20 protein-coding genes and 1 pseudogene are annotated in these 24215 nt (G+C 58.4%); 10 read left to right on the top strand and 11 right to left on the bottom strand.

Going from position 1 to position 24215, the window contains the following annotated elements; genetic code table 11:
- Nucleotides 1–149: 149 nt before the first annotated feature.
- The 9 genes from E8K88_RS02060 to E8K88_RS02020 all read right to left on the bottom strand — a co-directional run bounded on the left by E8K88_RS02060 (nucleotide 150) and on the right by E8K88_RS02020 (nucleotide 12087).
- A complete protein-coding gene (locus E8K88_RS02060) occupies nucleotides 150–1898 on the bottom strand; it encodes a PhoH family protein (RefSeq protein ID WP_136404983.1) in 1749 nt (582 codons plus the stop codon).
- Nucleotides 1899–2116: 218 nt separating this feature from the next.
- A complete protein-coding gene (locus E8K88_RS02055; RefSeq protein ID WP_136404982.1) occupies nucleotides 2117–3631 on the bottom strand; it encodes an ABC transporter substrate-binding protein in 1515 nt (504 codons plus the stop codon).
- A 231-nt stretch (nucleotides 3632–3862) separates the two neighbouring features.
- Nucleotides 3863–4888 (bottom strand): class 1 fructose-bisphosphatase, encoded by a 1026-nt coding sequence (locus tag E8K88_RS02050; RefSeq protein WP_136404981.1) that lies wholly within the window; start codon nucleotides 4886–4888, stop codon nucleotides 3863–3865.
- A 447-nt stretch (nucleotides 4889–5335) separates the two neighbouring features.
- A complete protein-coding gene (locus E8K88_RS02045) occupies nucleotides 5336–6331 on the bottom strand; it encodes a Bug family tripartite tricarboxylate transporter substrate binding protein (protein WP_136404980.1) in 996 nt (331 codons plus the stop codon).
- Between the two features lie 99 nt (nucleotides 6332–6430).
- Nucleotides 6431–8140 carry a dynamin family protein gene (locus tag E8K88_RS02040; protein WP_240754273.1) on the bottom strand — a complete coding sequence of 570 codons (1710 nt, stop codon included), beginning with the start codon at nucleotides 8138–8140 and terminating at the stop codon, nucleotides 6431–6433.
- The gene (locus E8K88_RS02035; RefSeq protein WP_136404979.1) at nucleotides 8137–9453 is read right to left on the bottom strand and encodes a GTPase; all 1317 of its coding nucleotides are present in this window, start codon (nucleotides 9451–9453) and stop codon (nucleotides 8137–8139) included. The genes E8K88_RS02040 and E8K88_RS02035 overlap by 4 nt, the downstream gene beginning before the upstream one ends.
- A gap of 27 nt (nucleotides 9454–9480) precedes the next feature.
- A complete protein-coding gene (gene catC / locus E8K88_RS02030) occupies nucleotides 9481–9756 on the bottom strand; it encodes a muconolactone Delta-isomerase (RefSeq protein WP_136404978.1) in 276 nt (91 codons plus the stop codon).
- A gap of 145 nt (nucleotides 9757–9901) precedes the next feature.
- The gene (catA, locus tag E8K88_RS02025) at nucleotides 9902–10837 is read right to left on the bottom strand and encodes a catechol 1,2-dioxygenase (protein WP_136404977.1); all 936 of its coding nucleotides are present in this window, start codon (nucleotides 10835–10837) and stop codon (nucleotides 9902–9904) included.
- Between the two features lie 62 nt (nucleotides 10838–10899).
- A complete protein-coding gene (locus E8K88_RS02020) occupies nucleotides 10900–12087 on the bottom strand; it encodes a muconate/chloromuconate family cycloisomerase (RefSeq protein ID WP_136404976.1) in 1188 nt (395 codons plus the stop codon).
- Nucleotides 12088–12293: 206 nt separating this feature from the next.
- On the opposite strand from E8K88_RS02020, the gene E8K88_RS02015 reads away from it, so the two are divergent.
- Nucleotides 12294–13202, top strand: coding sequence for a LysR family transcriptional regulator (locus E8K88_RS02015; RefSeq protein WP_136404975.1), 909 nt, complete (start codon nucleotides 12294–12296; stop codon nucleotides 13200–13202).
- A 10-nt stretch (nucleotides 13203–13212) separates the two neighbouring features.
- Here E8K88_RS02015 and E8K88_RS02010 read toward each other — a convergent pair whose 3' ends face one another.
- On the bottom strand, nucleotides 13213–14958 hold the full coding sequence (locus tag E8K88_RS02010) for a sigma-54-dependent Fis family transcriptional regulator (RefSeq protein WP_136404974.1): 1746 nt from the start codon (nucleotides 14956–14958) through the stop codon (nucleotides 13213–13215).
- A 404-nt stretch (nucleotides 14959–15362) separates the two neighbouring features.
- Between E8K88_RS02010 and E8K88_RS02005 the strand changes: the two genes are divergently transcribed.
- From E8K88_RS02005 to E8K88_RS01980, 6 genes and pseudogenes are all read left to right on the top strand, one after another.
- Entirely contained in the window at nucleotides 15363–15593 is a 231-nt protein-coding gene (locus E8K88_RS02005; RefSeq protein WP_240754272.1) for a phenol hydroxylase subunit, read from the top strand.
- 80 nt (nucleotides 15594–15673) lie between these two features.
- Nucleotides 15674–16666: a ferritin family protein gene (locus E8K88_RS02000; protein ID WP_136404973.1), complete on the top strand. Its 993-nt coding sequence runs from the start codon at nucleotides 15674–15676 to the stop codon at nucleotides 16664–16666.
- Nucleotides 16667–16723: 57 nt separating this feature from the next.
- Nucleotides 16724–17005, top strand: coding sequence for an MmoB/DmpM family protein (locus E8K88_RS01995; RefSeq protein ID WP_136404972.1), 282 nt, complete (start codon nucleotides 16724–16726; stop codon nucleotides 17003–17005).
- 55 nt (nucleotides 17006–17060) lie between these two features.
- Nucleotides 17061–18629, top strand: a complete 1569-nt coding sequence (locus E8K88_RS01990; RefSeq protein WP_136404971.1) for an aromatic/alkene/methane monooxygenase hydroxylase/oxygenase subunit alpha — start codon at nucleotides 17061–17063, stop codon at nucleotides 18627–18629.
- Entirely contained in the window at nucleotides 18626–18982 is a 357-nt protein-coding gene (locus E8K88_RS01985; protein ID WP_136404970.1) for a phenol hydroxylase subunit P4, read from the top strand. The genes E8K88_RS01990 and E8K88_RS01985 overlap by 4 nt, the downstream gene beginning before the upstream one ends.
- A gap of 165 nt (nucleotides 18983–19147) precedes the next feature.
- A pseudogene (locus E8K88_RS01980) lies at nucleotides 19148–20213 on the top strand (2Fe-2S iron-sulfur cluster-binding protein).
- A gap of 55 nt (nucleotides 20214–20268) precedes the next feature.
- On the opposite strand, the gene E8K88_RS01975 reads toward E8K88_RS01980, so the two are convergent.
- Nucleotides 20269–21180, bottom strand: a complete 912-nt coding sequence (locus E8K88_RS01975) for a LysR family transcriptional regulator (RefSeq protein WP_136404969.1) — start codon at nucleotides 21178–21180, stop codon at nucleotides 20269–20271.
- Between the two features lie 84 nt (nucleotides 21181–21264).
- On the opposite strand from E8K88_RS01975, the gene E8K88_RS01970 reads away from it, so the two are divergent.
- The 3 genes from E8K88_RS01970 to E8K88_RS01960 all read left to right on the top strand — a co-directional run bounded on the left by E8K88_RS01970 (nucleotide 21265) and on the right by E8K88_RS01960 (nucleotide 24139).
- Entirely contained in the window at nucleotides 21265–22653 is a 1389-nt protein-coding gene (locus E8K88_RS01970; protein WP_136404968.1) for an acyclic terpene utilization AtuA family protein, read from the top strand.
- Between the two features lie 12 nt (nucleotides 22654–22665).
- Nucleotides 22666–23100 (top strand): AtuA-related protein, encoded by a 435-nt coding sequence (locus tag E8K88_RS01965; RefSeq protein ID WP_205880000.1) that lies wholly within the window; start codon nucleotides 22666–22668, stop codon nucleotides 23098–23100.
- A 67-nt stretch (nucleotides 23101–23167) separates the two neighbouring features.
- Complete coding sequence (locus tag E8K88_RS01960; protein WP_136404967.1) at nucleotides 23168–24139, top strand: Bug family tripartite tricarboxylate transporter substrate binding protein; 972 nt, start codon at nucleotides 23168–23170, stop codon at nucleotides 24137–24139.
- Nucleotides 24140–24215 lie beyond the last annotated feature (76 nt).

Below are 24215 nucleotides of genomic sequence, written 5' to 3'. Positions count from 1 at the left end.
CCGCACAGGCATCGCGCAAAGGCCTTTTTGGCTGTTGGCCCCATCGGATTGCGGGTGGCGATTGAGCGAGCTGTACAAAAAAAACTGCCCCGTATGGGGCAGAGTGTGGCAGAGGCATGGCAGCGGGAAATAGCCCGCCAAATCCTTGTTTACAGCACGTCGCTGGCAAAGTCCGCCAGGCGTGAGCGCTCACCACGTGCCAGCGTGATATGGCCGCTATGGGCCCAGCCTTTGAAGCGGTCAACCGCATAGGTCAGGCCCGATGAGCCTTCGGTCAGGTAGGGCGTATCGATCTGCGCCAGGTTGCCCATGCAAATGATTTTGGTGCCTGGCCCAGCACGCGTAATCAGTGTTTTCATTTGCTTGGGCGTCAGGTTTTGCGCCTCGTCAATGATCACGTACTTGTTCAGGAAGGTACGCCCACGCATGAAGTTCATGCTCTTGATCTTGATACGGCTTTTGATCAGGTCGTTGCTGGCCGCACGTCCCCATTCACCGCCAGAGCCAGTGCCCTTGCTGAGAAACTCCAGGTTGTCGTCAAGCGCGCCCATCCATGGACCCATTTTTTCTTCTTCGGTGCCAGGCAGAAAACCGATGTCTTCGCCGACGCTGACGGTGGCACGCGTCATGATGATCTCGCTGTAGCGGCGCTCGTCCAGCACCTGCGTCAGGCCCGCGGCCAAGGCCATCAAGGTCTTACCGGTGCCGGCTGTGCCGGTGAGGGTGACGAAATCAATGTTCGGGTTCATCAGCAAGCTGAGCGCAAAGTTCTGCTCGCGGTTGCGGGCATTGACGCCCCAGACATTGTTTTTGGGGCTGGTGTAGTCGCGCAGTGTGCGCAGCACGGCCGTGTCGCCTTGCAGCTCCTCAACAATCGTGTAGAGGCCGGCCTCACCAGGGGACTCGTAATAAACGAATTGGTTGATCAGCATCGACTGGACCGTTGGGCCATGCACACGGTAGTAGGTATCGCCCTGGGACTGCCAGCTCTCTAATTTCTTGCCTTGCTTGAGCCAGAAGTTGTCAGGCAGTGCCAAAGCGCCGTTGTAGAGCAACTCATCGTCATCCAACGCCTTGTCGTTCTGGTAGTCCTCGGCAGCCATGCCCAATGCACGTGCCTTCACGCGCATATTGATGTCTTTGGAGACCAGGATGACCTCGCGTGGTGCGAACTGCTTTTGCAGCGCATGCACAACACCCAGGATTTGGTTGTCGGCCTTGCCTTGAGGCAGGGCTTTGGGCAGGCTCTCGTCGAGCAGTGTGGTCTGGAACAGCAGTTTGCCGCTGGCCTGTTTTTGGCCGGTGCTATCCAGGCGCAAACCTGCACTGAGGTCCCCGTTGTTCAACGAAACCAGTGCATCAAGGCTGCGGCTGACCTGGCGGCCATTGCGGGCCACTTCGGTCGTGCCTTTCTTGTGCGCGTCCAGCTCTTCCAGCACGATCAGCGGCAGATAAATGTCGTGCTCTTCAAAGCGGAACAAGGCTGTGGGGTCGTGCAGCAACACGTTGGTGTCCAGTACAAACAAGCGCGTTGAACCTGCGGCTGGCTTTTTGCGTGCTGGTTTTTCAGTGCGGGCTGGCCGCGTTTGTGGCGCAGCTTGTTTGGTCGCCGGTGCTTGGCTGCTTGGCGTGGGGGCGCTGGACTTGGCTGCCGGTTGGGTATTTGGCGCAGGCAGGACTGCTGCTGGCGCTGGTGCACGTTGGGCAGGACCGGTCTGCGCAGGATTTTGAACTGCGGCAGCGGCGCTCGCAGGCGCTGCCGCTGCGAGCGGTGCAGGATTTTTGTGCAAGGCGCTGACTGCCATTAATTTCTTGGCATTGGGCTTGGCACTGCGACCAGTGCTTTCGCTTGCTTGAACCTTGTCACCGCGGGTTTTGGGGGCTGGAGGCAATGGCATGAGAGATCAAATCCAATCGCAAGTCATGAAAGAACAAAGCCGCCAGCCATCAAGGATGGAGCTGGCGGCTGAAAGAATGGGTGGGCAAGAAGGCGCACCGGCTCTGGATGCAGCCTTGCACTGCTGTGCAGTGCAAGAGGGCGGAGCAATCGGTGTGGGCCTGAGTGGTGCATTGCAGACATTATGCACACGATTGCTGGCAGTTTCTGCCTGTCTGTTTAGTTTGCGCCACTCCAGCGCAGTGTGGAGAGGTCGTTTACAAAGACCGGCATGTCACGCCATAGGCCGCGCACGTTTTTATTGGCAACCGTGACCCATTGCGGCTGGTAGAGGAAGGCGTTGACCGAGTCCTCGGCAATCTGGCGCTGCGCACTGCCAAGCAAGCGTGCGCGCTCAGCTGGCTGTGTGGCGGTTTTGATTTGCTCAAACAGTTTTTGAAATGGTTCGGAGTCGTAGCCCCAGTAGTACTGGGGATTCGCATAGTTGCCCAGATCGAAAGGCTCGACATGCGAGATCAGCGTCATATCAAACTGGTGTTTGCCCATGACGTTGTTGAGCCACTGGGCCCATTCGACGTTGTCGAGTTCAGCGTCGATGCCGACTTTGGCCAACATCGAGGCAATCACGATGCCGCCTTGGCGCGCATAGGGCGTGGGTGGCAGCGCAATGCGCAGCTTCAGCGGGGTTTTGACCCCTGCCTCTTGCAGCAGCCGGATGGCTTTTTCTGGGTCATAGGCATTGATGCCCGTGGTGTCGACAAAGCCAAATGCACCTGGAACGTAGTGGCTTCCGATGGCCGCGCCATAGCCGTCGCCTGCGCCGTCGATGACGACGCGCCGGTCAATTGCGGCTGCGATGGCTTGGCGCACCCGCAGATCATTGAGCGGTTTGCGGCGGTTGTTGATGGCCAAAATGGTTTTTGCACGTGAGCCGCTGACAATGACCTGGTAGTCCTTGTTCGATTCGAACTGGCGCACGCTGCGCGGCGAAACACGGGGGAATACATCGACATCACCGGCGAGCAAGCTGGCGACTTGGGCCGCTGGATCGGAGATGAAGCGGAAGGTGGCGTTTTGTATGCGCAACTGATTGGCACGCGGGTGTTCATCCCAGCGTTTGAGCTGCAGTGAGGTGCCACGGCTCCAGCGCGCCAGTTGGTAGGGGCCTGTACCTGTTGGAGCACTGGCATTTTTGGCGGCACTTTTGGGCTCGACAATGGCGGCTGTGGCTTGGCCCAGCATGAAGAGCAGCTCTGGCTCGACATCGGTGTTGGTGATGCGCACGGTGTGGTCGTCGATCACATCGGTGTTGAGCTTGGCGAAGGTGGCCTTGTCTTTGTTGGTGCTATTGGCTGCTTTGGCGCGGTCAAAGCTGAATTTGACCGCCTCTGCATTAAAGGGCTCGCCATTGTGGAAACGGGCCTCTTTACGCAGCTTGAAGGTATAGGTTTTCAAGTCGGGAGAGACTTCCCAACTCTCAGCCAGTAACGGCGAGACACTGCCATCCGCATTGATTTTGGTGAGGGTCTCGTAGATGTTGTAGAGCGTGATCTCTCCAACGGATGATGCCGCATTGGCGGAGGGGTCCAGACTCGGCGGCTCGAGCGACATCCCAATGGTGATGGCAGATGATGGGCTGCCTGCGCTTTGCGCAGCAGCAAGGATGTGCACGCCGCTGCCAGTGAGGGCAAGCAACGCAGCGCTGGAAGTCAAAACGGTACGCCTATTCAACATCTGCTGGGGATCTCCTTATAGTGTGGCTATTATTTCACGATGCTTGTGAGTCCTTGGCGTATGCGGGTATTGGGTATAAAAAAAGCACCCAGGTTTTTGTAAGCGCCTGTTCATCATCTCGACGCAGACCGCGTTGGAGATGGTGAACAGGCGCTGAACCTGGGTGCTGGCGCGCCTTAGAACGTGTTTACGCTCTTAGAGCGCGCCGGTGCAGGATGGACCGCCGACGCTTTAAGCCGATGGCTGTTCGTTCAATTCCGCGTAGTATTGGGCCACGCGCTCGACCTCGTTTTTCGAGCCCATGATGACGCTGACGCGCTCATGCAATTGGGTGGGCTGCACATCCAGAATGCGCTGTTTGCCATTGCTGGCAGCGCCGCCGGCTTGCTCGATCAACCAGCCCATCGGGTTGGCTTCGTACATCAGGCGCAGCTTGCCTGGTTTGTTGGGCTCGCGTTTGTCCCATGGGTACATGAAGATACCGCCACGGCTCAGAATGCGGTGGATGTCGGCCACCATCGAGGCAATCCAGCGCATATTGAAGTTCTTGCCGCGTGGGCCGTCCTCGCCTGCCAGGCACTCGTCGATGTAGCGCTTGATTGCTGGGTCCCAGTGGCGCATGTTCGACATATTGATCGAGAATTCCTTGGTGTCCTCAGGAATCCTGACGTTTTCCTGCGTCAGCACAAATGAGCCTTGTTCGCGGTCCAGCGTGAACATCGACACGCCGTCACCCACGGTCAATACCAGCGTGGTTTGTGGGCCAAAAATGCAATAACCAGCGGCGACTTGTTTGGCACCGGCTTGCAAGAAATCGCCCTCGGTCACGCCGGGGTGGTCTTGAGGTTTTTCCAGCACGCTGAAGATCGTGCCGATGCTGACGTTGACGTCGATGTTGGAGGAGCCGTCCAGCGGATCAAACATCAACAGGTATTCGCCTTGCGGGTAGCGGTTGGGCACGATGTAGATGCCTTCCATTTCCTCGCTGGCCATCGCTGCCAAATGGCCGCCCCATTCGTTGGCCTCGATCAGCACTTCGTTGGCGATGATGTCGAGTTTTTTCTGCACCTCGCCTTGCACGTTCTCGCTGCCCGCGCTGCCCATGGCATCGCCCAGCGCGCCTTTGTTCACTTCAAAACTGATGCGTTTGCAGGCACGTGCCACGACCTCCAGCAGCAAGCGCAGCTGGCCGGGAATGAGGCCGTCAACGCGTTGTTGTTCAACCAGGTAGCGGGTGAGGGAGATTCGTTTGGACATGCGATAAATACCAGTTGGAAATTGCAAGAAAGATAGGATTGGGCGCAATTATCGCCCGATCTCAGGTCTTTGGATGCATTACTCCCTGGGTTCATTGCGCAATTGCTTGTCGTGCGCAGGTGGCTGTGCTTTAGAACGTGTTTACGATCTTTTTGCAGTCGCGCAAGGCACAAAAAAGTGGCAGTGCAAGGCGCCTGTTGCCGCTCATACGTCTGTATGAGCAAAACGGGCAACGCCGCAATGCGCTTTTTTGTGCCTTGCCCTTCGGGTTGGAGTCCAAAAGGCACGCTGCTTTGTTAAAAATCCTCGCCGGGCAGATAGCCCGACTGCGGTTTTTGCCGCGCACCGTATCCTTTTGGGCTCCAACGCGGTCTGTAAAAAGATCGTAAACACGTTCTTAGGGACGCATTGGCGCCCTTATCGGCCCACCTGCTCAGACAAACAGGCTCAATCCAGGCGTATCTCGGCTGCGCGGATGATTTCGCCCCAGCGCTGGGTTTCCTTGTCCAGGTGCTCGGCCATCTGCGCAGGGCTGGAGACGATGGGTTCTGCGCCAATGCTGGCAAAACGGGTTTTCACCTGGTCGTTGTCCATGGCCTGGCTGATCGCGTCATGGATGCGTGTGATGGTGGCCTGCGGGGTTGCGGCAGGTACAAACACGGCAAACCAGGGGGAGACTTCATAGCCACTCACGCCTGCTTCGGCCAAGGTTGGCACCTGGGGCAAGGCGCTCGAATGCTGTGTGGTGGTCAGGCCCAGCGCGCGTAAATTGCCCGCTTCAATGTAGGGCTTGGCAGAGGTGATGCTGTCAAACATCATGTCGACCTGACCACCCAGCAGGTCGGCCACTGCTGGGCTGCTGCCTCGGTAGGGCACATGCAGCAGGTCTGTGCCTGTCAGGTGGGTGAAGTTCGCACCAGCCAAGTGGATCGATGTGCCATTGCCTGCGGATGCGTAGCTGAGTGAGCCGGGGTCGGCTTTCGCTTTGGCAATGAGTTGGTTGACAGAGGACAGGTCTTCGTTGTCAGCGCGCACAACCAGCACATTGGGCACGACAGCTAACAAGGTGACGGGTGCAAAGTCCTTCGTTGGATCGTAGGCGAGTTGGCTGTAGAGGTGCGGGTTGGTGGCCATGCCGATAGAGGTGATCATCAGCGTATGGCCATCAGGTGCTTGCTTGGCGACATGCTGCGCGCCAATATTGCCGCCCGCGCCAGGGCGGTTATCAACGACGACCGTTTGGCCAAGGTCTCGCCCGAGCTGGTCGCCCAGGGTGCGGGCCATGACATCCATTGCCCCGCCTGGCGGAAAGGGCACAACCCATGTAATGGTTTTGCTTGGCCAAGTGCTTGTGGAGGCTTCTTGAGCGGCTGCTGGCATCACGCTGCACAGTGCAAGACTGCAGGCTGCGAGCCACTGGGGCCATTGGGTGGAATGGGACATGTTAGGTCTCCTCATAGTGGTGGGTTGGAAAAGGCAAGGCCATCGCCCGGGAGCCTTGGCTACAGGCTTGCGGGCGATGGCCGTGCCTTGATTGAATACTCAGGCCGCTGGTGCAGCCAGTGGTTCGTGCGAGAGCGCATCCCTGTTGTGTGCTGGGGGCTGCGGTGCTCTCAATTGCTGTGCCAGATCGGTGAGCGCATCGCGCTGTGCGTCGAGGCGGGCGAGCCACTGCGCGCTGCGCTCTTGCATCTGCGTGGCGGTCTGGCCAAGCGGGCTAAGCCAGTCACTAAGCCAATCCGGGTGGTGCAACTGCGATTGCAGCAGTTGGCCGAGCTGGCCGTAGAGTGCCTCTGCCCAATTGGGGGCGGATGCCGCTTGTCGTTGCACGATTGCAAGCGATTCTTGCGGCAGGAGCGGTGGCGCGCTGATGGCGCAGCGCCAAGGCTGGCTATGGGTTTGCCACAAACCAAGCAGTTGGCTTTGCAATGCCTGCTGCAATTGGCTGCAAACTTGCTGCGTGTGCTCTGCGCGCGCTGCTGGCATGTGCTGCTGGACTGCGTGCGCGTCACTCCCAAGGGCCTGGGGCGCTGGGGCTGCGTCGGTCTGGGCAATCCATTGGGCCACTTGGGGCATCAACTGGCGCCACAGTGTGCGAGCGATCGTCTCTGGCAGATGCGCAATGCGCTCCGTTTCTGCGTCCAGCGCATCCATCCATTGCAACAGCGGCAGGCGCACTTGCTCTTGCAAGGGTGCCAGCACCTGCTCTTGCATATGGTGCAGCAGCACTTCGGCCGACTTGCGCTGTTTGTAGGCTTGTGCAGGCTCTGCCAAAGCGTGCAGGGCGGCAAACCATGCACCAAAGCCCGCCTCTTGCAGTGCGTGTACAGAATCGCCGGCACTAGTTTGCGCCATATGCACCGAGATCGATACAGGGGGGCGCAGCAAATCGCAGGACACACCCAGCTGTTGCAGCTTGGCGTGCGTGCGTTGCGCCACATCCTGCTCCTGCATGGCGCGTCTATCGGGTGTTTTATTGCACAGCACCGTGCAAATGCGGCCATCGATTTCGTCTTCATCGACAACGTCGCTGCGGGTGATGACGGGCAGCAGAGGTTTGTGGCGTTGCAGCTCGCGCACCAGCGCGTCCAACTCTTGCACCTGGCCTGGTGCGGTGGAGCTGGTGAGCCATAGTACGGCATCGGCACTGTCGGTAAAGCGCTGTGTCAGCTCGGCATTTTCTGGCGTGACTGAGTGCAGTCCAGGGGTGTCGAGCAATACCAGTTGCTCGCCAAGGACCACGCCCTGCATGCGGGCGGTGGTTTCGGTCGCGCCTTCAGCCAGTGGCTGCTCGCTATGGATGAGGCGGCCTTGCTCAAAGTAAAAATAACGGCAGGACCAGCCTTGAGCGGCCCAGCGTCGGGCTAAAAAATTGCACAAAGAGCTTTTGCCGGCGTTGAATTTGCCAAATACCAAGAGCATCAAAGGCGCATCAAAACTCGCCGCCAATTGCCGTGTCGCTTGTGCCTCAGCCCAGGCGCTGTGCCATGTTGCGGGGCTTTGCTGGGCCGTCTGCAGGAGTTTTTCCAACTGGGCCGCCAGAGTGCTGCCGGCTTGCAATGCACCGCTGTCAGGGGCTTGGGAGACCAGGGTCGTGTGCAACTGTGTTTGCCAGTCCCACAGCTGGTCCTGGATTGGTTTGCTTAGGTGTGGCGCAGCGGCTGGCGCGTTGGCCTGCTGGCTCAAGCAGTCCATCAGCGCCTGTTCGCTTGGCAGGCGGGGCTGGAGCAGCGCGGTGTCTGTGGGGTTCATGCTGCAGCCTGCTCGACTGCTGGTGGGCGCAGTTGTTCTAGCATCGCAGCGGCCTGCTGGCTTTGGGCCAGAGCGGCCTCTCGCGCTGCGAGCTGGGTTTGCAGCGCCGTTTGCTCTTCGCACAGCGAGAAGTAGCGGCCAAATTCGCGCTGCAGACGCGCCTGTCCTGCCGGGCTGAACAGGGCGCGCAAGTCGTCACGGAATTTCACCGAAATGCCCAACACTGCCACGATGACGCTGTTGAGGCTCTCGACCTCAATGCGTTGCGCAGGGGGCAAGCTGGTGACACCGTGTCGGATCAGCACGCCGTCAATGTCAATGCAGGCGCGTGAGTACGCCACTTGCAGGCGTGCGCGTTCTTGTTTGCCTGCAGTGACTTTGAACATATTGGCAAATGAATCGGGCTCCAGCGCGCGGTCTGCGCCTGCGCTGCTGAGCACCGGCTGCAGATCGTGTTCGACTTTGCGCAGCACTGCGGCCATGTCGTGCTCAAAGGCTTGGCGCTGTTGCTGCTGGCGTTGTTGCACGTCAGCCCAATCTGCTTGCGCTTGTTGGGTGTGGTGTTCGGCAGCGGTTTGCAGCGCAGCAAACAGCGTGCGCCATTCGTGTTGGCGTGCCGCAGCCACGGCAGCCTTGGCCTGGCTCAAGGCCGTTTGCAGGCTGGGGATGCCGCTTTTCTCAATCAATAATTGCTTGCCTTCTTGCGTGCCACGCTGGTAGCGCGTGGCGGAGACACCCAGCCATGCCCAGGGTGGGCTGGGTGGGGGGCAGTTGTTATCCAGTGTTTGCAATTGCGCTGCCAAGGCGCTCATCACCCGCTGCGCAACGGCTTCATCGGGTATTTGGTCGATTTGGGTCAGCACCAGCACGGTTTGCCGTTGGCTGTACTGGGCATCGTGGTAGAGCTGCTCTAGCAAAGCCCGTTCAGCGTGGTCTAACTCGCCTTCTTTGGCTGCATGCACCAGCAGGCGAATATCAGAGTATTGCCAAATGGCCTCTTCTGCCAAGGCATCATCGCCTGCGGCCACATCGGCATCCAGGCCAGGAGCATCGAGCCAAGCCACGCCTTCGTGCATGTGCTGCTGCAACTGCACGGTCTCGCGCCGATCCGCCACCGCAAAGACATCACTGCCCAGCAAGGCGTTGAGCAGGCTGCTTTTGCCGTGGTTGTATTTGCCAACGACGGTGACCACAGGTGCTGCGCTTTGCCTGGCAGCATGGACTACATAAGACAGGCGCATCAGCTCACGTGTTCGCTGCGGCAACACGGCACTGACTGCGGTACAGATGGCGTTGGCGGAGTGGGTGGGCATGGGTGCGCTCCTGTCTTGGCTGCTCAATCAGATCGCAGAGGGGTGCTTGGCCAGTGGCGTGACCTTGATTTCCATGAATGGGAACAAGGGCAGCTGGCTCAGCAGTGTGTGCAATTCATCGTTGCTTTCAACATCAAAAATGCTGTAGTTGGCGTATTCGCCCACGACACGCCAGATATGCGGCCATTTGCCCGAGCGCTGCAAATCTTGTGAGTAGTTTTTCTCGCGCAGCTTGATCTCGTTAGCCTGCTCTTCAGGCAGATCTCGAGGGATGTTGACAATCATATGAACCAAGAAAAGCATAGAAAACCTTTGTAAAAATGAAGGGTAGGAGAAGCTGTCATTATTGCTCCTGCTGAGTGCAGCGTGCCGCTAAAGCAGCTTGGCACGCTGGTAATGCGTTTTAACGTGCGTCTGTGCGTGGTGTCGCTGGCTGAACTGAGCCGCTTTAAGCGGACAGACGGGCGCGTTCCACGATTTGGTTGTCTACGCCGTCAACCAGCGAGGTCAGGTTGAAGTCAAACACGATTTCGGCAAATGGGGCATCAACGCCATGTGCTTGCATGCTGGCCGAATCGTTGCGCTCAACCAATGGTGGCACCAAACCTTCGCGTGTGGCATAAGCAAAGTCGTCATACACCAGTGGGTCACCATCGATGTTGATTTGTGTTGTCAATTTGCGGTGACCGTCCGCCGAGATGAAGAAGTGGATGTGTGCAGGTCGGTTGCCATGGCGGCCCAATTGGTTGAGCAGTGCCTGGGTTGGGCCATCGGGCGGGCAGCCATATCCTTTGGGAATAATGCTTTGGAATTTGTAGCGGCCTTGTGCATCGGCAATGATGGTGCGGCGCATATTGAAGGCTTGCTGCTCACCAGTCGGGTCAAAGTGCGAGTAGAACCCTTTGGTGTTGCAGTGCCAGACTTCGACTTGAGCGCCCGGCACAGGCTTGCCATCGGCGCCGAAAACGGTGCCGTGCATGATCAGTAAGTGGCCGTCGGTGTCACTGCCATCGTCCAGGCGGGCAAAGCCGTGCTCTACAGGCGCGCCAGAGACATACAGGGGGCCTTCAATGGTGCGGGGCGTTTTGTTGTCCACGCCCAGCTCTGCGTCCTCAGCGTCCATGCGCATGTCCAGGAAGCGGTCAAAGCCCAAGCCTGGCGAGAGCAAACCTGCTTCGCTGCGTGCGCCCAATTGGTTGAGGTAGGCGATGCCGGCCCAGTATTCATCGGCGGTGATATCCAAATCTTCCACCGCCTTGAACAAGTCGGAGATGATGCGGTGCACGATGGCTTTGGTGCGTGGATTGCCGCCGTCATTGGTCAGGCCTGCCGCAGTGCGCAGAAAATCTTGCACTTCTTGGGTTTCAAAAATCTTGACACTCATGGAGGTCTCCTTCTAGTCGTGGGGAAGTCGTGCTGCACACCCGCAGCCGGGAAGTAAAAAAATCAAACGGCGTTCGCTGTAGCACCCATGGACACGCTTGCGCTGCGGCTGCGGTCACGTCTGAAGTGCTCAATACGCTCTTCATCAAGCGCAATGCCCAGGCCCGGGCCTTGGGGAATACGCAGTTGGAAGTCTTGGTATTGCAGTGGTTGCTGCAAAATCTCCTCAGTCAGCAACAGCGGTCCAAACAATTCTGTGCCCCATTGCAACTGGCGGAATGTGGCAAACGCATGGGCTGAGGCAATGGTGCCAATGGCTCCTTCGAGCATGGTGCCGCCATACAGTTCGATGCCGGCGGCATCGCCGATCGCGGCAACATGCTGCGCAGCCTGCAAGCCGCCTGATTGTTCGATCTTGATGGCAAAGACATCTGCCGCTTGCGCGCGGGCCAAATCCATCGCAGAGCCAGGTCCGACCAAAGATTCATCGGCCATGATGGCAATGGGGTAGCGGCCCCGTAAACGTGCCAGTGCCTCGGCCGAGGCCACTGGCTGCTCGGCCAATTCACAACCTGCATCGGCCAATGCGGCCAGTCCGTGGCGGGCCTGCAATTCAGACCAGGCCATGTTCACATCGACACGCACTTGGCCACGCTCGCCTAGGGCTTTTTTAATGGCGGCAACGTGGGCCACGTCTTGGGCGACGCTGCGGCGGCCAATTTTGAGTTTGAAGATCTGGTGGCGCCGTTGCGCCAGCATCTGCTCGGCCTCTTCGATATCGCGTCCAGTATCGCCAGACGCCAAGGTCCAGGCTACTGGTAGGCTGTCGCGGTAGCTGCCGCCCAGCAACTGCGAGATTGGCAGGCCAAGGCGATGGCCCAAGGCATCAAACAAAGCGGTTTCGACCGCGCACTTGGCAAAGCGGTTGTCGCGAATGGCTTTGTGCAGACGGGCCATCACCGCTGGCACCGCATTGGCATTTTGACCAATCAGCAAGGGCGCAAAATAGGTATCAATGGCCAGTTTCATGCCTTCTGGCGATTCGCCGCCGTAGGCCAGACCGCCAATGGTGGTGCCTTCGCCGATGCCTACGCTGCCATCAGAGCAGCGCAGGCGCACCAGCATCAGGCTCTGGCCTTGCATAATCGCCATGGACAATTGGTGTGGGCGAATGGTCGGCAAGTCGACGATAAAGGTCTCAACCTGTTCAATCAGAACAGGTGCTGTGGTGGAATAGTGATCGTGTGGCATAGCGCCATTGAAACGCAGCGCAGGGCTTTTTAACCAACACTGTTTTGATCTGGTTCTATACTTAATAGGTATTGATAGGGGATAGTTTTCGTCATATCAAGTACTTATCAATTTCGGCGGGAGTGGCCTGTGGTTTTCCCTAGTATGGTTCTCCCTTGATTGCATGGCAGTGCCTTGGGCCTGCTGTGGCTGTGCATGGAGCAGCAATGGAATTGCGACAATTGCGATATTTTGTAGCGGTGGCCGAGGCGCGGAACTTCACCCGTGCCTCAGAACAACTGCATATTGCCCAGCCGCCTTTGAGTCGGCAAATTCAGATGCTGGAGACGGAGTTGGGCGTGGCCTTGTTGCTGCGCAATAGCCGCTCGGTGCGCCTGACCGAAGCGGGGCGGGTTTTCTACGAGCAGGCGTTGCGAGCGCTTGCGCATATTGAGCAGATGAAGACTGTGGCCCAGCAGGTCGGTGCCAACCAGCAGCGCCGCCTGTGCATCGGCTTTGTGCCTTCTGCGCTGTATGGGGGCTTGCCTTTGCTGATTCGCAAGTTGCGCCAGCGCTTTCCGGATATTGATTTGCACATGCTTGAGCTGAGCACCTCTTTGCAGCAGGTCAGTGCACTGCAATCCGGGCGCATTGATATTGGCGTGGGGCGCATTCGCAGTGCCGATCAGTCTGTCGAGCGCATTGTGCTGGGAGAGGAGAAGTTGGTGCTGGCCGCTCCAGCAAGCCACGCGCTGGGCAGCGCCGATTCTCCCGTGAGCTTGCAGGCGTTGGCAGGCCAGCGCCTGATCGTGTATCCACAAGAGCCGCGCCCCAGTTTTGCCGACCACGTGGTGAGTTTGCTGCGCGACCATTCCGTGCGGGTCAAGGAGACCATTGAAGTGCGCGAGCTGCAGACCGCTTTGGGCTTGGTGGCTGCTGAAGGCGGCGTGAGTTTGATTCCGTCATCGGCGCGCATTCGCACCGATGTAGTCTACCGCGAGGTCAAGGAAGAACGTGCGACCTCGCCGATTATCCTGATCCATCGCCTCGCAGATACCTCCTGGTACATCGAGCCGGTGTTGCAACTGAGTAGGGAGGTCTTTGCCGAGGCGGCGCTGGATGGAGACAGGCCTTGATGAACAGGCTCTAAGTGTTTTTATCCTCCAAGCGTCCTAAGCGGTAGGTGAATTTGGGGCGGGACATTTTCAGCAGCCGTGCTGCGGCTGCCTGGTTGCCTTGGCTGCGCGCCATGGCTTCTTGCAGCAGTTGATGCTCCAGTTCATCCATGCTCAGGCCATGCTGCTGCAGCAATTGCAGCACTTGCGCTGAGGGACTGGGCGCGGGGGTTTGCGGGCTTTGCTCGCCGTTGGCAGAGCGCGGGCGCGTTGCCGCCGATTGCAGTTGTCCGCTGGCGCTGATGCGGTCGACCAGCGGAGCGGCCATCGCTGGGAACAAGCTGGACATCGGGATATTCAACTGCCCGATAGGCGCCAGAATCACCGCACGCTCGACCGCATTGCCCAATTCACGCACATTGCCAGGCCATGGGTGGTTGTGCAGGGCCTGCATCGCAGCGTCTTCAAAACCCACGATGCGCTTATTGTGCAGACGTCCGTAGTGCTCGAGAAAGTACTTGGCCAACAGGGCTATGTCGTCGAGACGCTCGCGCAGTGGGGGAATTTCAATCGGGTAGACATTGAGGCGGTAGAGCAAGTCCTGGCGAAAACGCCCAGCCTGTGCGGCCTCTGTCAAATCCACATTGGTGGCAGCGACGATGCGTACATCGATTTTGCGCGCTTGGGTGCCGCCTAAGCGCTCAATTTCACCTTGCTGTAAGACGCGCAGCAATTTGGCTTGGGCGGGCAAGGGCAACTCGCCCAGCTCATCGAGGAACAGCGTGCCACCATCGGCTCTTTCAAAGCGGCCCATGCGGGTGGCCAAGGCGCCGGTATAAGCGCCTTTTTCGACGCCGAACAATTCGCTCTCGATCAGATCAGCAGGCAGGGCGGCGCAATTAATCGCCACAAAAGGGCGCTCGCTGCGTTTGCTCAGTGCATGCAGCGCGCGCGCAAACTGCTCTTTGCCGACACCGGTCTCGCCGGTCAGCAAGACGCTGACCTGGGTAGGGGCGGCTTGGCGCAGCAACTCAAAGGCCTGGACAAAGGCCGGCGAGCGGCCTGTCAAAGGCGTTTTGGCCAGCTCCATGTATTGCTCGTGGGCGCTGCGGGCTTGAAACGCTGCGGCACCGCCAACCCACAGCAGCCCTGCGGTAGGCTTTTTTTTCACCGCCATGTCTGCGTCGCCAGACTCCCATTCGTGCAGGAAGCGCCCCTCAATCTGGCAGTGCGATTTGCCGCAGGCTTCGCACTGCGTTTCCTTGAAGAGCACAGGTTGTTGGAAAAACGCACTGGAATAGCCGCAAGCGTATCCCAGCAGGCTCCAGCAGGCCGACTCGTGTTGCAAGCCATGGTCGGCGCGGTGCGCTTCTGCCTCCCAGCTGTGGTGCCAGTTGAAGATCGCGTGAAAATGGCTTTGCAGCGGGTCGGCGTGCGGCTTGTAGTCAAACGCGACCGGTTTGACCTGCACTGCGCCTTCAAGCATGTGCAACTGAGGCCCCACTGCATAGGCTTCATAGGTGCCCATTTGGCTGCGCACTTGCCGCGCCAGCAAGCCATCGCGGGTGCCGGCACTATGGCCGGCGCGCATCAACAGCTTGCGCGCCTGTGCCAGGCCCAGGGTGTGGATGATTTCATTGCGCAAGGCTTGCAAAGCGTTGACGTGCATCAGCAGCATGCGTTGTCCGGCAAGCCAAATGCGGCCATCCGAATTGGAAAAACGCAGCAGCTCGCGCAAATCCATATCAGAAGGCAGATCGTTGAGGTGGTCGGTCATCGTGTAGGAACTTGTTCGCTTTCATGCGCCGGATACGCATTCTCCGGCTGGGCCGCCATTGTCCCCTTCAGAGGCGCTTGGCACTCCACTGGCTTTCCCTGATGCCAGGCGCTGGCTGGGGCTCTGGCTCGGTGCAATCCCTGATGCGCAATTGCTGCACCCTGCAGCAAGCCGGTGCAGCAATTGGTGCAGTCGCAGCCAGGTGCCAGGGCTGTGTGTGCGCAAGACCCGCAGTGGCTGGCTGCAAGCCGCACTCATTCGCTATGAATTGGGCAGATTGGCGGTGTTTTTTTAATGGTTAACCCGTGACTTTTCCCCAAAAGCCAAAGTTGGCACAGGCATTGCAAAACACCCTGTATCAGCGCCACACATTGGCATATTGACCGATCAACCAAGGAGACTGCATGACCGATGCCGCCATGACTGATACCAGCATTGCCTTGCCCAGCGTGGATTTGAGCCGCCGTTATGTGCGTGTGCGGGGACACCAAGACAACGGATTCATTGATTTTGACTTTTCGGTGGGCTGGCCCGAGCTGGTGGTGGAGCTGCTGCTCCAGCCCGAGGACTTTGATGCGTTTTGCCGTGACAACAGCGTGCAAATCCTGCCACCGATGCCGCGTGAGGACGACTAGGCCAAGCCTGGTGAGCCAACCAGTGCCATGCCACTGAACCCATCGCCGTGATTCATTTTTTTGCACAAGGAGACAAGCCCATGAACATTGACTTGCAAGCCAAGGACATCAAGCCGCTGCGGCAGACATTTGACCGTGTCAAAGCCTATACCGGTGACAAGCCGGCCTCGCGTTACCAAGAGGCGATTCTGGCCACGCAGCCCAAGGAAAACTTCCATTACCGCCCAACCTGGGAGCCCGAGCGTGAATTGTTTGATGTGCGCCGCACAGCGATTGTGATGGCGGACTGGAACACATTGCGTGACCCACGCCAGTACTACTACGCCACCTGGACCATCACACGGGCCAAGCAGCAAGAGACCATGGATGCGAACTACCAGTTTGTTGAGTCGCGCAAACTGATGGAGCGCATCGATGAGCGCCTGCGCAACGATGTCGCGGCCGTTTTGATGCCGCTGCGCCACCTGGCCTGGGGCGGCAATATGAACAACTGCAGCATGGCCAGCCGCGGCTATGGCACGGCATTCACCGCTCCGGCGCTGATGCATGCGATGGACCATTTGGGCGCGGCGCAATACCTGACCCGCCTGGGTTTGCTGATGGGCGATGCCGCCTGCTTGGATGCTGGCAAAGCCGATTGGCTGGAGAGAGCCGCATGGCAGCCACTGCGCAAATGGCAGGAGGACTCTTTTATTGAGCAGGATCCGATGGCCCTGTTTGTGCTGCAAAACCTGGTCATTGATGGTCTGCTTTATCCGCTCATGTACGACCAGTATGTGGAGGAATTCGTCACTGCGCTAGGCGGTAGTGCAGTGTCGTTGTTGACGGTGTTCATGCCTGACTGGCACCAGGAGTCTGCACGTTGGGTCGATGGCGTCTTGAAAGTGGTAGGTGCCGAGTCGCCCGCCAACCAGGCGCAGTTGCAGGAGTGGGTCTTGCGATACGTCTCCCCCACGCTGGAAGCCTTAGCCCCGGTGGCCAAGCTGGCCATGGGCCAACAGGGCAGTGTGGCCTTGGCTGCAGCGCAAGCCAGCTTGCAAGTGCGCCTGGGCAAACTGGGCTTGAGCGCCTAAGTCCTGGTTGTGCACTGCCATCCGCGTATTGACCACCTATTGATTGAGAACTACCCCATGAGCGATCACGTATCCAATGTTTTTATTGCCTTCCAAGCCAATGAGGAATCACGCCCCGTGGTGGAAGCCATTTTGCAAGACAACCCCCAGGCCCAGGCAGTGTACTCGCCAGGCCTGGTCAAGATCGATGCGCCCGGCCAGCTGGTCGTGCGCCGCAGCACCATCGAAGAACAAACAGGCCAGCGCTATGACCTGCAGCAGCTGCAAGTCAATCTTGTGACGCTGTCGGGCAACATCGACGAAGACGACGATGCCTTCACCCTCAGCTGGGGCCGCTGAAGCGCGTCTTGAATGGCAGCGCACTCACCATTGATTTGATTTCAGGAGCAACACCATGGACACCAGAGTCAACAAGAAAAAACTCGGGCTCAAAGAACGCTATGCGGCCATGACCCGAGGCCTTGGTTGGGAGACAAGCTACCAGCCAATGGACAAAGTATTTCCCTACGACAAGTACGAAGGCATCAAAATCCACGATTGGGATAAATGGGAAGACCCATTTCGCCTGACGATGGACGCGTACTGGAAATACCAGGGCGAGAAAGAGAAAAAACTGTATGCGGTGATTGAGGCATTTGCGCAAAATAACGGCCAGCTTGGCGTCTCCGATGCACGTTATATCAATGCGCTGAAACTCTTTATCCAGGGCGTGACGCCGCTGGAGTACTACGCTTATCGCGGCTTCTCGCATCTGGGGCGCCACTTCACTGGCGAGGGGGCTCGGGTGGCCACGCAAATGCAGGCCATTGATGAGCTGCGCCACTTTCAAACTGAAACCCATGCGCTGAGCCACTACAACAAATACTTCAACGGCATGCACAACTCCAACGAGTGGTTTGACCGTGTCTGGTATTTGTCCGTGCCCAAGTCCTTTTTCGAGGACTCGTTGACCGCAGGCCCATTCGAGTTTCTAACCGCGATCAGCTTTGCGTTTGAATACGTGCTCACCAACTTGCTGTTCGTGCCCTTCATGTCAGGCGCTGCGCACAACGGCGATTTGTCGACGGTGACATTCGGTTTCTCGGCGCAGTCGGACGAGTCCCGCCACATGACGCTGGGCATCGAATGCATCAAGTTCATGCTGGAGCAAGACCCAGACAACGTGCCGATTGTGCAGGGCTGGATCGACAAATGGTTTTGGCGTGGCTACCGTGTGCTGACGCTGGTGGCGATGATGCAGGACTATATGCTGCCCAAGCGCGTGATGAGCTGGAAAGAGGCCTGGGAGATGTACGGCGAGGCCAATGGGGGGGCGCTGTTCAAGGATCTGGCACGTTATGGCATCCGCGAGCCCAAAGGCTGGCAGCAGGCGATCAAGGAAAAAGACCACATCAGCCACCAGGCGTGGAATATTTTCTACAACTACAGCGGCGCAGCAGCAATGCACACCTGGGTGCCCACGGACGAAGAACTCGATTGGCTTTCTGCCAAGTACCCGGACACGTTCGATCGTCTGTATCGCCCACGCTTGCTGCAATACCGCCAGTGGCAGCAAGAGGGCAAGCGCTATTACAACAACACGCTGCCCATGCTGTGCACGGTCTGTCAGGTGCCGATGGCCTTCACTGAGATGGACGATCCCGAGCAAACGGCGATTGCGTTCCGTGAAAGTCAGCACGAAGGCGACAAATACCATTTCTGCAGCGATGGCTGCAAACACGTGTTCGACTCTGCACCCGAGAAATACCGCCAGTCCTGGTTGCCTGTACATCAGATCTACCAAGGCAATTGCTTCAAGGAAGGGGTAGACCCGACTGCAGAGGGCTTCGATCCGCTTGCCGCCGTGCTCGATTGGTACGGCATCAAGCAGGGCGAGGACAACATGGAGTTTGAAGGCTCGCTCGATCAAAAGAACTTTGCGCAATGGTCTGGCAAGACCCAGACACCAGGAGAGACACAATGACACTGCCCACACTCGGACCCTACGAATTTCCGGCCAAAGACGTGCAGGCCAACTTTCCGGCCCCCCTGCTGTATATCTGCTGGGATGCGCACACGATGTTTTGCTCGCCGGTGTGCATCCCGCTGCCGCCTGAGACCCCGTTTACCGTGCTCAGAGACCAGATCCTGCCGCGTGTATATGGCCAGCACCCTGATTTTGAGAAGATCGACTGGAGCCAGGTGCAGTGGTTCAAGTCGAGCCAGTCGTGGCAGCCGGAACCGACAGCGACATTGGCGGGCAATGGGCTGGGGCACAAGGACCTGATCCGGTTTCGCACACCGGGTCTCAACGGTATCAACGGCAGCGGCAGCTGAAATTGCGTCAATCGCGGCCTGGCAGTTAAGAGCCGCACCCCATGCACACATGGATAGCCAGTTGGCATGCACAGCACCAAGAAAGGGTGTGGTGCATGCTCACTGACTGGCTGACCAAAGGTGTGGGGGAGCTTGCCGCCAAGCCATTCTTTTTGGAGACCAGCCATGAGCTACCAGCTCACTATTGACCCTCTGGGCGCAACCATTGACATTGACGATGGCCAGACCATCCTCGATGCCGCCTTGCGCCAAGGTATTTATATTCCCCATGCCTGTGGCCACGGCCTGTGTGGCACTTGCAAAATTCAAATCTGTGATGGCGACATTGACCATGGCAATGCCAATCCTTTCGCCTTGATGGACTTCGAGCGCGAAGAAGGCAAGACACTGGCTTGTTGCGCCACCCTCAACAGCGATGCAGTGGTCGAGGCGGATATTGACGAAGACCCCGATGCGCGCATCATTGCCGTGCAGGATTTTCAAGCCACAGTGCAGCGCATTGAACAACTGACACCGACGATCAAAGCCATCCATTTGCGCCTGGACAAGCCGATCGCGTTCCAGGCAGGCCAGTACGTGCAAATACACATCCCCGGCGTTGAAGGCGCACGTGCGTTCTCGATTGCCAATCCGCCTGATGCCAATGGGCAGAGCGTGGACGTCGAGCTCAATGTGCGCCAGATTCCCGGTGGGGCTGGCACCCAATGGCTGCATGAGCAGCTCGCTGAGGGGGACAGCGTGTCGATCAGTGGTCCGTATGGACGCTTTTTTGTCCGTGAGTCCGCACAGATGCCTATGCTGTTCATGGCTGGTGGATCAGGCCTGTCGAGCCCGCGTGCGATGATTTTGGAGCTGCTGGCCAAAGGCTGCAAGCAAGACATTAGCCTGGTGTATGGGCAGCGCAGCCGTGCTGAGCTGTACTACGATGCGCAATTCCGTGCACTGGCTGAGCAGTACCCTAATTTCCACTACATTGCGGCCTTGTCAGATGAGCCTGCAGGCACGGATTGGGACGGCTTTCGTGGCTATGTGCACGATGCAGCCCAGGCGCATTGGAGTGGCAATTTCTCAGGCCAGAAAGCCTATCTATGCGGCCCCCCCCCCGATGATTGAGGCCTGCATTGGCACGCTGATGCAGGGGCGCTTGTACGAGCGTGACATCTACACCGAGCGGTTCCTGTCCGCCGCCGATGCGGGCAATACCCGCAGCGCCTTGTTCAAACGCATTTAAGCCTTGGTGCCAGCGTGTGCGCCGATCTGCCCCGGCGCGCCAGTGCGACCCATGTTCAGGCCTGGTGCTGGCGATTGCCAGGCGCAACCGGTCTGGCATCCAATACCTGTTGGTACAAAGCCTGGGCCGCTACAGACAAGCTGGTGGCGCGTCTGCGCACCAAGTAAATCTCGCGCTTAAGGCCTGCGATGTGCAGCGGTAGAATCCTCAGGTCGGGGTGCTCAAAATGGAACAAGGTCATTGCTGGCACAGCAGAAATGCCCAAGTTCGCTTCTACCAGGCCTTTGACGGTGGCCAGCTGTTCAACCTCTACAAAAGTGCGCAGTGTTTGAGGAAACAAGGCCGCTTCCAAATACTGGCGCACACTGCTGTGGCGTGCCAAATGAATGAAACGATAAGGCAGCAGATCGGCCATTGCAATCTGCGTTTGGCCTGCCAGCGCATGGTCTTTGCGGCAGACCAGATAGAAATCATCACTGCAAAAATACTCTGCTTGCAATTCTGGCGTGTCCACGCGCATGGCGGCCAAAGCAAAGTCGGCATGGCCTTGCGCAACCGCTTCGATACAGGGCTCTGAGAGCACATCCATGATCTCCAGCTCAATGCCCGGGTGCTGCGTGACAAAGCTGCGCAGCACGCCTGGCAACCAGCCCGCTGCCAACGAGGGCAGCAGCGCCACACTGACATGGCCTTGTGCCAGTTGCGCGGTATCGCGCATGGCTTTTTCACAGGCTTGCAACTCGGCCTGAATACGCAGCGCCGACTGCATGAAACGCTCGCCTTCGCGGGTCAGCACCACATGGCGTGTGCTGCGGTCAAACAGGCGTAGACCCACGCTGTCTTCCAGCGCTTTGATTAACGCACTAAAGGCCGGCTGCGACAAATGGCAGCGGCTGGCTGCACGGGTGAAGTTGTGCAGCTCTGCCAAAGCCAAAAAAGCCGCAATGTCGCGTGAAGAGAGATTCATTTGAAAAACAGATTATTTAATTCTAATAATCGATTTTACCGATTATGCGAATTAATTTACATTGGGCCGCAGGAGATACAAGAGATGAACCAGGCCCCACACAAACCCCCACTGCTAGTGGGCTGCGCTGCCGGCTTTTCGGGCGACCGCATCGATGCGGCAGGACCGGTGGTGCAAGAGCTGATTGCCCGCGCCCAACCGGCCGTATTGGTATTTGAGACCTTGGCCGAGCGCACTTTGGCGTTGGCCCAATTGGCCAGGCGCAGTGACCCGAATGCGGGCTTCGAGCCCTTGATGTTGGATTTTTTGCGCCCGATTTTGGCCGACTGTCTGCAGCACGGCATTCGGATTGTCAGCAACTTTGGCGCAGCCAACCCCGATGGTGCAGCCCGTGCCATCACAGAGTTGGCCCAGCAGCTAGGGGTGCCGCTGCCGCGCATTGCGGTAGTGCATGGCGATGATGTCAGTGCGTCGGCACATCGCCAGTTGTTGCAAAACGCTTTGGGTACGCAGATGCCGAGCCAGCCACTGGTCAGTGCGAATGCCTATATTGGCGCGCGCCCGATTGCTGAGGCTTTGCAGGCGGGCGCTGACATTGTGGTCTGTGGGCGCGTGTCAGATCCCTCCCTGGTGGTCGGGCCGGCGATGGCGCACTACGGCTGGTCATGGGACGATTGGGACCGTTTGGCGCGCGCGACGATGGCCGGCCATTTGCTGGAGTGCGGCACGCAAGTCAGCGGCGGGTATTTCGCCGATCCGGGCTACAAAGACGTGCCCGATATGGCGCACCTTGGCTACCCGATTGCCGAGATTGATGCCGATGGCCATTGCACGCTCTTTAAGCCGCAAGGCAGCGGCGGCTGTATTACTTCTGCGACGGTGAAAGAGCAACTGCTCTACGAAATCCACGACCCGCAGCAGTACTTCACTCCTGATGTGGTGGCAGATATCAGCCAGGCCCAGGTTGTGCAAGTTGGACCCAATCAGGTGCGTTTGGAAGGCGTGCGCGGCCATGCCCGGCCAGATAGCCTGAAAGTCAATATTTGCTACGCCACTGGCTGGTTTGCCGAAGGCGAGATTTCGTATGCCGGACCACGTGCTGCCGAGCGGGCCAAACTGGCCGCGCAGACCATTGCCCAGCGCCTGGCGGGTATTGCCCCGTTGCGCACCGACTTGATTGGTGTGACCAGCGTGTGGGGCAACGATGCGAGCGACTGGCTGGCTGCCACGGACTTCAGCCATGCGAGCGAAGATGTGCGCCTGCGCATGGCTTGGCAGCACGAAGACCACGCCTGCGCCGCGCGCCTGCCGCGCGAAATCAATGCCTTGTATTGCTGCGGCCCTGCCGGCGGCGGCGGTGTACGCACCCATATGCGCCAGCGGCTGGGCTTGGTGTCGTGCCTGGTGCCGCAGCAAGACATTGCGACCGGTTTTCATTGGGCCAGTGCGAGCGCACAAGCGGCCCTTGCTTGAAGGAGTGCTTCGATGACATTGCATGCCACACACACCGCCGCAGTGAGCGCAGCACCTGTCGATGACAGCAGCTGCCTGATTCCTCTGTACCGCTTGGCCCATGGCCGCACCGGCGACAAAGGCAACCGCTCGAACATCAGTGTGATTGCCTGGCAGCCGCAATTTTGGCCCTTGATTTGTGAGCAGGTCACAGAAGAGGCCATTGCCGCTGAGTTTGCCGACCGCCAACCCAGCCAGGTTACGCGTTATTTGCTGCCGCAATTGCAGGCGATGAATCTGGTGCTCGATGAGGTGCTCGATGGTGGGGTGAATGGGGCGCTGAACCTCGACAGCCATGGCAAGACCTTGTGCTACCGCGTGCTGCAAATGCCCATTCGCGTACCACGTGCGCAATTGGCCCAATGGTCAAGCCTGCTCGCAGGCCCAGCGCTACAGCCCGGCTTGTAAGTCCGTGCCTGGCGCTGGGCGGTTTCTTTTTACAAGCACTTAAAAACCATTTCAACAGGAGACGACAATGACAAATTTGACACGACGCAGCGTACTGGCAGCCAGCATTTTCCTGGCACTGGGCAGCACCGCTTTTGCGCAGGGCAACTACCCCAATAAGCCGATCACCTTGGTCGTGCCGTTTGCTGCAGGCAGTGCAACCGACCAGCTGGCACGCGCACTGGGCATGTCAATCACCGAGCAAACCAAGCAGCCGGTGGTGGTCGAGAACCGCGCCGGAGCCAGTGGCATGATTGCCGCGCAAGCTGCTGCCCGTGCTACACCCGATGGCTATACGGTGCTGATCACCACCAACACCACGCATGCGGCCAACGAGCACTTGTACAAAAGCCTGTCCTACAAACCAGTTGAAGACTTTGCGCCGATTTCGGGTTTGGGCAAGGGCGGGCAAGTCTTGGTTGTGCCAGAGAATGCCCCTTATAAAACCGTTGAAGAGCTGTTGGCCTTTGCCAAAGCCAATCCTGAAAAGCTCAGCTTTGGCAGCGGCAGCTCGTCGAGCCGTATTGCGGGAGAGCTGCTCAAGCAATTGGCTGGTGTAGACATCCTGCACGTGCCTTATAAGAGCAATCCACTGGCAATCACCGATTTGCTGGGTGGGCAGATTGACTTGATGATCACCGATGTCTCTACTGGCGTGCCGCAAATCAAGTCCGGCAAACTGCGCGCTTTGGGCTACTCCAGCAAGAGTCGCAGCGCCTTGCTGCCAGATGTACCAACCATTGCCGAAGCGGGCGTGCCAGGTTACGACATGGGATACTGGTTTGCCGCTTATGCGCCAGCGGGCACGCCCGAGCCGGTCGTGACCCAGCTCAATGGTTTGCTGGCCAACGCGGTGCAAAGCAGCGCCACGCAGGCATTCTTTGACCAGTCCGGCTCTGAAGCCTGGACTTCCACACCGCAAGAGCTGGCGGCTTTCCAAAAAGAAGAAACCCAAAAATGGGGCGAGATCATTCAAGCTGCCGGTATTACGCCTGAGTGATGGGGGGAGGGCGTGTAGCAGAGCAGCGGCATGCCCATCCCAATGCCTGGGCTGAACGCCTCGGTCAGTTAATAAC

Origin of the sequence: Lampropedia aestuarii (assembly GCF_004803635.1) — a bacterium.
GTDB classification, from domain to species: Bacteria; Pseudomonadota; Gammaproteobacteria; order Burkholderiales; family Burkholderiaceae_C; genus Lampropedia; species Lampropedia aestuarii.
The sequence above is the reverse complement of the archived record's forward strand: the minus strand, read 5'-3'. Positions and strand labels throughout refer to the sequence as shown.